Below are 12,504 nucleotides of genomic sequence, written 5' to 3'. Positions count from 1 at the left end.
TTTTAAAATTCAATGTACTTTGCCGGAACTTCATCTGTCAGCCAGACATTATTTTCGGATAAATAAAATTTATATCCGTCTCTTTGCATGGCGCCGCTTCTGATGGTTAAAATCTGAGGCACTCCTCTTCTACTCCCCACTTTTATTGCTGTTTCTTTGTCTTTGCTTAAATGTACATGCTGACGGCTCATTTTTTTCAAACCTTCTTTACGAATGTTTTCCATAAATTTCCCGACAGTTCCGTGATACAAATATTCTAAAGGTTCTGTTTCAGCCAAATTCAGTTCAACTGAAATGGAATGTCCCTGACTTGCACGGATTTTGGTTTTATCATCGTTAAAAGCAAAACGCTTTTTATCGTTATTTTCTACAACGTAATCTAAAAGTTCAGCATCTAACTTATTCCCTTTTTGACTACATTTTTCAATTAATTCCTCTACATCTGCCCATCCATTTTCGTCTAATTTTAATCCGATGGTTTCGGGCGAATGTCTAAGCACCAGACTCAAAAACTTGCTGACGCTTTTTGCTATTTTTTCATTCATTTTTTCTTTTTTTTTTACCAATCAAATGTTCCTACGGAACATCTTGGTATTCTAATAATCATTTGTTCTACCGATGAAATGTTCCGATGGAACAATTTTTAATTGCTCTGATCAGTTTATTTCAATTCATCCCTAACTTCCATCAACGCAAAACCTAAAAGATTTAATCCTTTCCAGGCTTTTGGATTGAAAACATCTTTATGATCGCCCCCCATTCCTATTCCCCAAATCGGATCTACCGGACTTGCTTCTACCAAAACTCTATCATTCGTATTCAGTAAAAACACTTTCAAATCTGGGTTTTGACTAAACTTATGATAATTTCCTTCTTTAACGATTTCATATCTATTTGCCAGCCATACTTTATCATCGTAATTTTTAACCAAACGACCTAACTTTTTGGCTTCCGCGGGAGAATTTACCTTCAGTATTTTATTGAAAATTTCCTTATCCTGAAACAACTCCGCTTTTTTAGCCATCATCCAGTGTTCAGCGGTTTTATAGGTTATTCCTTCAACATCAAAAGAACTTAACCACCACTGACTAAAACAGGTTTTAGAAATGCTTCCGTCTTTATTCGGCTGATGTCCCCAGAAAAATAAAAATTTACTTTCTGGAACTATGTTATCTATATTGTATTTCATTTTTTCTATTTATTTGAACTTCCCGATAAGTTTCATATCTAATCCGATTAGAAAATCTTTCCCGTAGGTACCGTTTTCTAATTCAGAATATAAAAATTCGGGCAATTGTTTATTGCAATTTTCTTTCTGGCTTAATATTGCCATACATAACGCTGCAACCGTATCTGTATCTCCACCGTAATCAATGCCTCTTTTTAAGCAATCTTGAATGGAATCTGCTTCAGAAACTATTTTAATAACTGACTGAGTGGTAAAATAACCGTGCATATCTATTGGAGAGGTTACTTTGTATACTTCTTTTTCTTTTAAAGTATCGTTTATAAAATCTATCAGAGAGCCTTTGTCTCCTACTTTATACTTGTAGAAATGAACCGCCAATGCTATTCTTTTTGCACAGCTAATACCTTCAATAGTATCATGAGATGTTTTCGCCTGAATCTCACAAAAATCAAGTATCTGATTGATATCTTTTAAAAGTCCGATAGAGTAAGCACGCATTGCAGATCCATTACCATTGCTTCTATTATCGATATTTTTCAGAAAATCAGCTCCGTTTTTACTGGCATCCAAAGCATTATAAACCCGGTCTGAATAGCCTCTTCTTTTATCTCTGTGAAAAACTTCCACAAACTTATCGGCAACTTTTACTTCATTCCAGTTTTCTTCTTCTAATAGTAATTCCGAAATTGCAATTGCCATTTGTGTATCATCAGTATATCTTTTATAGATTTCTGTATACATACCATGTCTATGATATTGGGTTAAATCATTGTTTTTAATAATATAATCTAACTCCTGAAATTCAAATCCTGCACCGTATGCATCACCAATTGCTGCCTCTAGTATCATTTTTACAATTTAAGGTTAGTTTATACTAATTGATTTAAATCAATTACCTGAACACTTTCACCTTCAAAATCTTTAAAAGAATTCGTTGTGAAAATGCCGTCGAAACAATTCAAAACTTCAAAACCTTTATTAAAAATGCCGTGGCTTACAGCTAAGTATAATTTTCCGGCGTTTTTCTTTTTCAGTTCTTCTGCCAGTCCTACAAAAGTTCCTCCTCCGTCGCAAATATCATCTACAATTAAGCAATCCATTCCCTGCAAATCATCATTGTAAACTTTAAATCCAGACAATCTTCCTGTTTTTACGTCACGGCTTTTACTGCATTCTACTACTTCAACTCCGCCTAAAAATTCAGATACTTTGTAGATTTTTTTTAGAGCGCCGCCATCCGGAGAAATAAGTTTTACATTATCACCAATTCTATTTAAAACTGCTGCGATAAAAGTATAGTTCGGAATTACAGTACTATTATTCAATAAAGCTGGAGTCACTTCTGAATGCGCATCAAAAACAAAAACTTTGTTTAACTGCATAGCATTAATAATATCAGCATATACCTTTACAGATAAAGGTTCACCCGGAATCATAACACGATCTTGTCTCGCTGCTGGAAAGTAAGGAATAAAAAGGTCAATAATTTTAACATCCATTCTGCGTAAAGCATCAACCGTAACGCACAACAAACCTAAATCGTTAAATGAATTCAATCTGTGTGTAATTGTAACTTTTCTGTTTGAATCGAAATCTGCAATTTTAATATGTGGTTCTCCGCCAGAAAATGTAAAACTTTGAAATTTGATTTCTTCCTGATTGTGAAAAGGAGTGAATTTGGGGTCAAGATTTAGTATCATAGTTTTTTAGTTTGCGTTAATTATACGCAAATGTAGAATTTAATTTTAAATAAACAATTTATTTTGCGTAAAAATTACGCAAACTTTATTTCGAAGTGAAAACCATTTTCAATTAAAGCATTGTATTCCTGCTTATTAAACTTAAATAGCTTTGCTGGTCTGCCACTTTTTATGGGAGAAAAATTATCAGTTTGCTCTAAAATACCGTAGCTGAGTATTTTTTTTCTGAAGTTTCTTCTATCAATTTCTTTTTCCAAAATGGTACAATAAAGATTCTCCAGATCAGAAAATAAGAATTCTTCAGGAAGTAAATCGAAACCAATTGGTTCGTAGGTCAATTTTGCTTTTAGTCTGGCAATCGCTTTTTCTAAAATCAAATTATGATCAAATGCCAAAGGCGGGATCTCATTTATTTTAAACCATTGTACTCTTTCGGCATCTGTGTCGGCTTTGATTTCCAGATTTGAAGCATCTACTAAAGCATAATATGCCACTGAAATAACACGATTTCTCGAATCTCTGTGAATATCATCTCCAAAAGTGTATAATTGTTCCATAAAAGTCAGTTGTACATTGGTTTCTTCATGCAATTCACGAATAACCGCATCACTTAATGATTCGTCATTCTGAACCAAACCACCGGGCAATGCCCAATACTTATCTGCAGAACCAAATTTCTGTTCAATTAACAGTACATATAAATCATTGCTTTTATATCCAAAAACAATAGCATCAACCGCAATTCTAATATTTTGTAAATCTTTCATACTTAAAAATAATAGTAGACAAATATAACGAAAGAGAGCCAGTTTTATAAATTATAAAACTGGCTCTCTTAATTATCATGCTCCCTGTTTCTTTAGTTTATCGTAACAGGTCTTTTAATTGTTGAAGTACATGCTGATCCCCCTTTTTTAACCGTTATTTCGGCAGAAGCATCATAGGTTCCAGCTGCACTGTACGTATGTGTCACTTCAGTTCCGGTACCGGTTGTTCCGTCACCAAAATTCCATTTTACACCAGTTAACGTCCCATCTCCACTATAGGTGGCTGAATAATTCATTAACTTTGGATTAGTAGCATCTGTAGCGTTATGCACCTTCATATAAATTTGTTGTGCAAAACAATCAACGATTTCCTCATCGTCCTTTTTACTGCAAGAATTACTGGCAAAAAATACCAGAGTAAACATTAAAATTGTTGCAATCTTTCTCATAATTGGAAAATTTAGTGGTATATCTCACAAAGATAATTCTTAAAAAAACTCGGTCAAAAAATAAGAGAATAATTCTGATTTTTTAACATCCTTTTACCGCAAAACAGATCCTTTTTTTACAATCTATTCCCGAAAAACAATTTTAATTCCTTAGAAATAACATCAAAAAAAGTATTCGATTTATTGTTCTTGGTTGTTAAGACATATACAAATTCTTCCGGCACATGAAAACTGTTCCATAAAAGCTGTAATTTGTTTTCCTGAATATATCTTCTCGCATTACAATTCCAGGTTACTGCTACACCTTCATTCTTTGCCAGAATTTTAAGCATTTCCGATTCAGAGGGAATAATATAATTGGGCACCATCGAAGGTCTTTTTTTATTGAAAGCATGAAGCCAGAATAATTTTATATGCGGAATTCGTGCGTCATGACTGTACCATTTTTGTTCGTTAAGCCATTGCTCAATTTCTGCAAAATTATCTGCTTTTAAGCGCTGACGAAATTCAGTCACATCCTGATTTGTTGGCGCAACCATAATCAACTTAATTTTTCCTACAATTTCGTATACGGTATCAAATGTTTCAAAGCCTTTGGTAACAATTGCAAAATCAAGTTTTTTAGCATCTACCAATTCAAAAAGGGCATCATTGTCTGCAAAAGTAAAATCGATTAAATCAAATTTCGAAATTAAAAGATCTCCAATACAGCCAAAAAGATGTTGCGAAACTCCAATTGAAATTAACCTATTGGCATCTTCAGCTTTTGTCCTGAAGCTAGTTTCCACATTTTCAAGACGTTCTAATGCATCTATAATCAAATTATTGAGTAACTTAGCATATTCTGTTGGCTCTACTCCTTTTGATTTTCGATTAAATAATTTATTTCCAACATGAGCTTCCAACATAGAAATCTGCTGACTAACGGCAGGCTGACTCATAAATAACTCTTTTGCAGCTAACGAAAAATTACCATTTTTATAAACCGCTTTAAACGTTCTGTACCATTCTAAGTTTACCATGATATAAATTATTTTATAACAAACATAGTTTATTTTATTTTTACAAATATCACTTTAGCGTTAAATTTGCTAAAAATTTTAAACATATGAAGAAAATAGCATTACTCGGAATTATAGCATTCACAGCAATTAGCTTTTCAGCTACAGCTCAAAAATCAAATAAAAAAAGTATGAAAAAAGTATTATTTGTTGTTACCAGCAATGACAAACTGGGCAATACAGGAGAAAAAACAGGATTCTGGTCAGAAGAACTTGCTGCACCTTATTATGAATTATTAGATCAGGGAGTAGAAATTACAATTGCTTCTCCGCTTGGAGGACAACCACCAATTGATCCAAAAAGTGCAGATCCGGCTTCGGCAACTGAAGACACCAAACGTTTTGACGCTGACAAAACATTACAGGAAAAATTAAAAAACACTATAAAACTTTCAACCGTTAATCAAAAAGATTACGATGCCGTTTTTTATCCAGGAGGACATGGTCCGCTTTGGGATTTAGTTGAAGACAGAAGTTCAATTACACTAATTGAATCTTTTTACACTCATAATAAACCAGTCGCTTTTGTATGTCACGCTCCTGCGGTTTTGAAAAATGTAAAAGTAAATGGTGAATATCTGGTAAAAGGTAAAAAAATAACCGGTTTTACTAACGAAGAAGAAGAAGCTGTTGGCTTGACAAAAGTAGTTCCGTTTTTATTAGAAGACGCTTTGGCATCAAACGGCGGAATTTTTTCTAAAGGTCCAAACTGGCAGCCATATGCTGTTGAAGACGGACTTTTAATTACAGGACAAAATCCGGCGTCATCTAAATTGGTGGCTGGAAAATTATTGAAAAAATTGAAGTAAAAAAAGGAGCTAAGGGACTGAGACGCTAAGGGACTAAGGCTTTCTCTCTGGCACTTTAGAACTAAATGTCTCTTTAGTAACTGATAAAATAATAAAATTAAACAAATAACGATGCTTAGTTTCTGAATATCCAAGTTCCAACAAAAACTTAGAACCTCAGAACCTTAGCATCTTAGAACCTTAAAAAAAAATGCTAAACTTTGAATTATACAATCCGACGAATTTAATCTTCGGAAAAGGACAAATTGAAAAACTTTCAACTTTGGTTCCTAAAGATGCAAAAATACTATTGGCTTATGGCGGAGGAAGTATTTTTAAAAACGGAATTTACGATCAGGTAATCAACAATCTAAAAGGTTTTGAAATCGTAGAATTTGGCGGAATTGAACCAAATCCTAGATTTGAAACTTTAATGAAAGCTGTTGAAGTAATAAAAGCTGAAAAAATCGATTTTATTCTTGCTGTTGGTGGCGGATCTGTAATTGATGGTGTGAAATTTATTTCTGCTGCAGTTAATTTTGAAGGAAATCCGATCGATATTCTTCAAAAAAGAATTTTGGTAAAAGAAAATGCACTGCCATTTGGAACGGTCTTAACACTTCCTGCAACGGGAAGCGAAATGAATTCGGGCTACGTAGTAACTATTGAAGCAACTCAGGAAAAATTGGCTTCTGGCGGAAGTGCTTTGTTTCCTCAATTCTCTATTTGTGATCCAACTGTAATTGCATCTTTACCAAAAAGACAACTTGAAAATGGTGTTGTAGATGCGTACACACACGTTATGGAACAATATTTAACGTATCCACATGATGCATTTCTTCAGGATAGAATTGCTGAAGGTATTTTGCAAACCTTAATTGAAGTTGGTCCGGGCGTTGTAAAAAACCCAACCGATTATACTTTAGCTTCAAACTTTATGTGGAGTTGTACAATGGCATTAAACGGATTAATTCAGAAAGGTGTTCCAAGCGATTGGGCAACGCACATGATTGGTCACGAATTAACAGCGCTTTACGGAATCGACCATGCCAGAACTTTGGCCATCATTGGACCAAGTTTGTATAATGTTATGTTTGAAACCAAAAAAGGAAAACTAGCACAATACGGAAGACGTATCTTTAATTTATCCGGTTCAGATGAAGAAGTAGCAAAAGAAGCGATCAATAAAACAGTTGAATTCTTCCACACTATGGGAATGGATACTAAACTTTCGCAATACACAACTGAGTATTCTAACACAGCCGATTTTATTGTAAATCGTTTTGATGAAAGAGGCTGGAAAGGTTTAGGTGAAAATCAATTGGTTACTTTGGATAAAGTGAAATCAATTGTTGAACTTAGTTATTAAAATATAAAATCCAAATTAAAAAAATTCCAAATTCCAATACGCATAGCATCGTTGGAATTTGGAATTTTTTAATTGAAATTTCATAAAAAAGGCGTTCTTAATTTTATTAGGAACGCCTTTTTACAATACTAAAACAAAACTAACTAACTCAATTTTTGTTAAATTCATTAAAATTCAAATTTATAATTACTTACAACGCAAGCCTTTGTGTTTTATTGTACGGCGTAAAAAATATTTTCTTGCCCTTTTAAAAACTCCTTGAAAACCAAAGTGTTTGAAGTCGTTTTGTAAATTTCTTAAATGAGATTTTGTGTTATTACTACATTATTAAGTACTTTTGTTTTAAATTATTAAAATAATGAGCGAAAATTTAAAATTTGCAGTGATTGGAGGAGGAAGCTGGGCAACGGCAATTGCAAAGATGTTATGCGTGAATCTTTCAGAAATTGCGTGGTACATGCGTAATGAGTCTGCAATCGAACATATTCAGAAATACAAACACAATCCAAACTATTTAAGTTCTGTTGAATTCGACACCAAAAAACTTAAATTAACAAGCAATATAAACGAGGCAATAGAATACGCCGATTATATCATTTTTGCCATTCCATCTGCTTTTTTAGATGCCGAATTAAAAAATATGACGGTTTCTTTGTCTGATAAGATCATTTTTTCAGCCATTAAAGGAATTGTGCCGGAAACCAGTTTAATTGTTGGTGAACATTTCCATATTCAATACGACATTCCATATTATAACATCGGAGTAATTACAGGTCCTTGCCATGCTGAAGAAGTAGCTTTAGAAAGACTTTCGTACTTAACAATCGCTTGCGGTGATCCGGACAAAGCTAGTAAAGTTGCTAAATCACTTTCGGGAAATTATATTAAAGCTAAAATTTCTGATGATATTATCGGTACAGAATACGCCGCAATGCTTAAAAACATCTATGCCATCGCTGCCGGAATTGCACATGGTTTAGGTTATGGAGACAATTTCCAGTCGGTTATGATGAGTAACGGAATTCGGGAAATGAAAAAATTCATCCGAAAAGTTCATAAAATGAAACGTAACATTAATGATTCTGCTTATTTAGGCGATTTATTGGTTACAGGATATTCTGTTTTCTCAAGAAACAGAATGTTCGGAAACATGATCGGAAAAGGATATACCGTAAAAAGTGCCATGATGGAAATGAGCATGGTTGCCGAAGGTTATTACGCAACAAAAAGTGCTTATAAATTAAATCAGGGTTACGGTGCAAAAACGCCTATTATCGATGCTGTTTATGCTGTTTTATACGAAGGAAAAGATGCTAAATCTGTTTTTAAGAAATTAACGGAGTCTTTGGACTAGTTGTTTTTTTAGAAAATAGAGAATAGAAGAAAGAACAAAGACTGAATACTTTTGAGAAAATAGACGAAAGAAGCAAGAGCCAAGACTGAATTCAGTTTGGCTCTTTTTTATTTTATCACAAAAGTCTTTGCTCTTGCTTCTATTCTCTATGTTCTTTTCTCTACTTCACCATAATCCCTTCAACAAACAAAATCGGCACTTCCTCCGTATCGTTTTCGTTGATTAGGTTAGATTTGAACGTAAATTTCTTGTCGTATAAAGTATTCCCAATAAAAAACGTCACCATAAATTCATTGTTCATCACTAAAAGACTTTTCTCAATCATTTCGATTTTTACTACAGAAACTGATGGAACCTCAACAAATGCATGACGCAGAATTGATGTTTTTTTCATTTCACCGTCGATTGTTCCAAATGCTTTTGAAACTACCATAACGCTGTCTAAATTAAAGTCGCTATCGTTTACTAAATAAGCATACCATACTTTTTCCATAAAATCGTCGCTCCATTCCTGCACTGCAGCAAGAAACACATTTTCGACTTCCGGAATTACTATATCTTTTTTCATGTTAGTCTAAAGTTTAAAAGTCGAAAGTCAAAAGTCAAAAGCCATTACTAGGACTTTCAACTTTCGACTTTATGACTTTTTGACTTATATTAAATATTTGCTTTAAATTGCTCTAAGAAACGAACATCATTTTCATAAAACATACGAATATCTCCAATTTGGTATAAAAGCATTGCAATACGCTCTACTCCCATTCCAAAAGCAAATCCGTTGTATTCATCCGGGTTGATATCACAGTTTTTAAGAACGTTTGGATCTACCATTCCGCAGCCTCCAATTTCTAACCATCCTGTACCTTTTGTAATACGGTAATCCGTTTCGGTTTTTAATCCCCAATAAATATCAATTTCGGCACTTGGCTCTGTAAATGGGAAATAAGACGGACGAAGACGAATCTTAGATTTTCCGAACATTTCTTTAGTAAAATAAAGCAATGTTTGTTTTAAATCGGCAAATGAAACATCTTTGTCAATATACAATCCTTCCACTTGGTGGAAAATACAGTGCGAACGAGATGAAATTGCTTCATTACGAAAAACACGTCCCGGAGAAATAGTACGAATTGGCGGTTTATGGTTTTCCATATAACGCACCTGAACCGATGATGTATGCGTACGCAATAACACATCAGGATTTGTCTGAATGAAAAATGTATCCTGCATATCACGCGCCGGATGGTATTCCGGTAAGTTTAATGCGGTGAAATTGTGCCAGTCGTCTTCAATTTCCGGACCTTCCGAAACATTGAATCCAATATTGGCAAAAATATCTATAATCTGATTTTTAACGATTGAAATAGGATGACGGGAACCAATAATTACCGGTTCTGCCGCACGTGTTAAATCGCCAAAAACACCTTTTACTTCTTCTTTACTCTCAAGTTCTTCCTGAATAGCTCTTACTTTTTCTTCGGCAACCGATTTCAAAGTATTTATAACTTGTCCAAAGTCCTTTTTTTGGTCGTTTGGAATATTTTTAAACTCATTAAAAAGTTCTTTCAATAATCCTTTACTACCTAAATATTTAATACGGAATTGTTCTAAAGATTCTTTGTTTTTATCATTAAAGGCCTTCGCTTCCTCTATATGTAGTTTTATCTTATCTATCATTTTCATTCAGTTCTTATGAATACAAATTTAGTCTTTTTAGTTGAAAGTCGTTAGTCACGATTGCAGTTTTAAGAATTTTGCAATCCTATTGAAAGAATCACAGGAATTTTTAACTACTTGATGAGTTTCATTCTATTTTCAATTTCCCTCACTTTACTCAGCCAGTGATTAATTCCTTCCTGATTTTCAACAATTTCTTTTCTGTTTTTAGATGCTACATGACCTAGTTCTGCCCAGTTTTTATTCCAGTCTTTATCTCTTTCTTTATTATTTTGAGGTTCAATTCTGCTGCGCCAGAAATCAAGATTTTTCAAATAGCTTTGTTTCTGCTTTTCAAAATATTCAATTAATTTCTCTTTTGAATTCGGAATATATCCTGGTCCGCTGCATCCACAGGAATGAAATGTAATTCCAACTGAATATAAGCTTTTAATATGTTCCCATTTTTTTACATCGTCTTTTTTTGGTGATTCAAAATCCAGTCCCATATTTGCCATAAATTCTGCGCACTGCGGGCATTTGGCTTCAAATAGTGATTCTTCTCCTTTTTTAATATCTCCTTTAAGTCTTCTTTTAAATGTTTTTCGACAATTAAAACAAGCATAATGAGGTTTATAGGAAGTCATTGCGTATCGGCACATATTTTCTTGTAATCAGTGGTCAGAGTTTTAGTGGTCAGCACATTATTAAGTCATAGTTTACAGTACAAGACGGAACACAAAAAAGACGGAATACTGATCACTAAAAAAAACTATTCAATAAATTTTCTTTCTAAAAAATAACTCACAATTGCTTCTTTCATTAAAACCGATTGTTCACCGGCTTTCAATGATGGTAATTGTTCTTTTACTTTATAATGCGGCCAGCCGTCTTCGTCAAAATATTCGAATTCGTAAAAACCGTATGGTTCCAATAATCGGCAAATTGCAATATGCATCAGGTTCAGTTTTTCATCTTTTTTGAATTCGCGGTGTACTTTTCCGAATTCCTGAACTCCGATTAGGTAAATTATGGCATCCAAATCTAAATCTTCTCCTTGAGAAAATTGATTTGAAAGTATATCGACGAGCTTTTCCCAGCGCTCTTTTAATTGTGTATCTCTAGACATTTTTTATAATTGTGAATTATGAATTGTAAATTTCAAAACATAAATTTTAGTTGGCAAAGATACGGACTTCAAATTCAATGCCCTTAAAAAATTTAAACACATAGAATCATAGTTTAGGTTTGCGTAAAAGGCGTTTCACTAATTTAAACAAACATAGTGGTGATTGAAAGAATCATTTTTTTTATTGAATTTTCTATTTTATCTGTTTAAAACCTTATGTTTAGCAGATGAAAGCCTTTGTCACTTTGTAACTCTGAACCTTTGAACCTAAAAAAAGATATATCTTTGCGCCTCATTAAACACAAAACCAAACCATGAGTCTTTTTGATATTATTGTTGCTGCACTTTTTGGATATAGTTTATATCTGGGGATAAAAAATGGACTATTTGTAGAAGTTGCTTCTTTTATTTCTTTGTTACTTGGAATTTATCTGGCTATTAAATTTTCTTCTTTAATGACTGGTATGATTTCGAAACATGTGTCATGGAATCCTACCAACATTCAGATTACGGCTTTTATCTTAACTTTTATTCTTGTAGTAATTGGCGTTTATTTCCTGGCTAAAATTTTAACCGGAATTGCCGATTTTGCCATGCTGGGCTGGATGAACAAATTGGGCGGTGGTTTTTTCAGGGTTTTAAAAACCATTTTGATCCTGAGTATTTTTATTGCTTTATTCGAAAAAATAAACTTCAACAATACTTTTGCCAAGCAGGAAACTTTAGATAAATCTATTTTCTACAATCCGGTAAAAAAAGTGGCTGCTTTTGTGTATCCTTCTATAGAAAAATGGTACGAGAGTTTTAAAAAAGAGCACTCAGAGAAACCTGAAGAAAAAGAAAATTCAGGTAAAGAATAATTTGTTTGTTTTAAAAAGCCTCAGCGAGGCGAAATATTTATAGAATTTAAATCGTCTAAATTCAAAAGAGCTCCAGCGGAGCGATATATAATTCTATTAACGATAAATATATCGCTCCGCTGGAGCTCTTCTATTTTGAACGTTTGTTTTTTCTACAAACATTTTGCTCCACTGGAGCTTAT

Annotated in this window: 15 protein-coding genes; 4 read left to right on the top strand and 11 right to left on the bottom strand. The window is 33.4% G+C overall.

The window, feature by feature from the left end:
* Window positions 1-2: 2 nt before the first annotated feature.
* From KHA98_RS19765 to KHA98_RS19735, 7 genes are all read right to left on the bottom strand, one after another.
* Window positions 3-545, bottom strand: coding sequence for an RNA 2'-phosphotransferase (locus KHA98_RS19765; RefSeq protein WP_213259635.1), 543 nt, complete (start codon window positions 543-545; stop codon window positions 3-5).
* A gap of 116 nt (window positions 546-661) precedes the next feature.
* The gene (locus KHA98_RS19760) at window positions 662-1,189 is read right to left on the bottom strand and encodes an NADAR family protein (RefSeq protein ID WP_213259634.1); all 528 of its coding nucleotides are present in this window, start codon (window positions 1,187-1,189) and stop codon (window positions 662-664) included.
* A 9-nt stretch (window positions 1,190-1,198) separates the two neighbouring features.
* Window positions 1,199-2,038 (bottom strand): ADP-ribosylglycohydrolase family protein, encoded by an 840-nt coding sequence (locus tag KHA98_RS19755; RefSeq protein WP_213259633.1) that lies wholly within the window; start codon window positions 2,036-2,038, stop codon window positions 1,199-1,201.
* A 20-nt stretch (window positions 2,039-2,058) separates the two neighbouring features.
* A complete protein-coding gene (gene prs, locus KHA98_RS19750) occupies window positions 2,059-2,889 on the bottom strand; it encodes a ribose-phosphate diphosphokinase (protein WP_213259631.1) in 831 nt (276 codons plus the stop codon).
* Window positions 2,890-2,963: 74 nt separating this feature from the next.
* The gene (locus tag KHA98_RS19745; protein ID WP_213259630.1) at window positions 2,964-3,656 is read right to left on the bottom strand and encodes an NUDIX hydrolase; all 693 of its coding nucleotides are present in this window, start codon (window positions 3,654-3,656) and stop codon (window positions 2,964-2,966) included.
* A gap of 92 nt (window positions 3,657-3,748) precedes the next feature.
* Window positions 3,749-4,105: a PKD domain-containing protein gene (locus tag KHA98_RS19740; RefSeq protein WP_213259629.1), complete on the bottom strand. Its 357-nt coding sequence runs from the start codon at window positions 4,103-4,105 to the stop codon at window positions 3,749-3,751.
* Between the two features lie 116 nt (window positions 4,106-4,221).
* Window positions 4,222-5,127: a LysR family transcriptional regulator gene (locus KHA98_RS19735; protein ID WP_213259628.1), complete on the bottom strand. Its 906-nt coding sequence runs from the start codon at window positions 5,125-5,127 to the stop codon at window positions 4,222-4,224.
* Window positions 5,128-5,213: 86 nt separating this feature from the next.
* Between KHA98_RS19735 and KHA98_RS19730 the strand changes: the two genes are divergently transcribed.
* The 3 genes from KHA98_RS19730 to KHA98_RS19720 all read left to right on the top strand — a co-directional run bounded on the left by KHA98_RS19730 (window position 5,214) and on the right by KHA98_RS19720 (window position 8,677).
* Window positions 5,214-5,975 carry a type 1 glutamine amidotransferase domain-containing protein gene (locus KHA98_RS19730; RefSeq protein ID WP_213259627.1) on the top strand — a complete coding sequence of 254 codons (762 nt, stop codon included), beginning with the start codon at window positions 5,214-5,216 and terminating at the stop codon, window positions 5,973-5,975.
* A gap of 190 nt (window positions 5,976-6,165) precedes the next feature.
* Complete coding sequence (locus KHA98_RS19725) at window positions 6,166-7,323, top strand: iron-containing alcohol dehydrogenase (RefSeq protein ID WP_213259625.1); 1,158 nt, start codon at window positions 6,166-6,168, stop codon at window positions 7,321-7,323.
* 358 nt (window positions 7,324-7,681) lie between these two features.
* Window positions 7,682-8,677 (top strand): NAD(P)H-dependent glycerol-3-phosphate dehydrogenase, encoded by a 996-nt coding sequence (locus tag KHA98_RS19720; RefSeq protein WP_213259624.1) that lies wholly within the window; start codon window positions 7,682-7,684, stop codon window positions 8,675-8,677.
* Between the two features lie 160 nt (window positions 8,678-8,837).
* Here KHA98_RS19720 and KHA98_RS19715 read toward each other — a convergent pair whose 3' ends face one another.
* From KHA98_RS19715 to KHA98_RS19700, 4 genes are all read right to left on the bottom strand, one after another.
* Window positions 8,838-9,245, bottom strand: a complete 408-nt coding sequence (locus KHA98_RS19715; RefSeq protein ID WP_213259622.1) for a hypothetical protein — start codon at window positions 9,243-9,245, stop codon at window positions 8,838-8,840.
* Window positions 9,246-9,334: 89 nt separating this feature from the next.
* The gene (gene pheS / locus KHA98_RS19710) at window positions 9,335-10,354 is read right to left on the bottom strand and encodes a phenylalanine--tRNA ligase subunit alpha (RefSeq protein WP_213259621.1); all 1,020 of its coding nucleotides are present in this window, start codon (window positions 10,352-10,354) and stop codon (window positions 9,335-9,337) included.
* A gap of 113 nt (window positions 10,355-10,467) precedes the next feature.
* Window positions 10,468-10,980 (bottom strand): hypothetical protein, encoded by a 513-nt coding sequence (locus KHA98_RS19705; RefSeq protein WP_246522449.1) that lies wholly within the window; start codon window positions 10,978-10,980, stop codon window positions 10,468-10,470.
* A 125-nt stretch (window positions 10,981-11,105) separates the two neighbouring features.
* Entirely contained in the window at window positions 11,106-11,462 is a 357-nt protein-coding gene (locus KHA98_RS19700) for a hypothetical protein (RefSeq protein ID WP_213259619.1), read from the bottom strand.
* Between the two features lie 314 nt (window positions 11,463-11,776).
* Here KHA98_RS19700 and KHA98_RS19695 point away from each other — a divergent pair, with 314 nt between their 5' ends.
* Window positions 11,777-12,322 carry a CvpA family protein gene (locus KHA98_RS19695; protein WP_213259617.1) on the top strand — a complete coding sequence of 182 codons (546 nt, stop codon included), beginning with the start codon at window positions 11,777-11,779 and terminating at the stop codon, window positions 12,320-12,322.
* The last annotated feature ends 182 nt before the right edge of the window (window positions 12,323-12,504 follow it).

It is taken from the genome of Flavobacterium branchiicola (assembly GCF_018383905.1).
GTDB classification, from domain to species: Bacteria; Bacteroidota; Bacteroidia; order Flavobacteriales; family Flavobacteriaceae; genus Flavobacterium; species Flavobacterium branchiicola.
The sequence above is the reverse complement of the archived record's forward strand: the minus strand, read 5'-3'. Positions and strand labels throughout refer to the sequence as shown.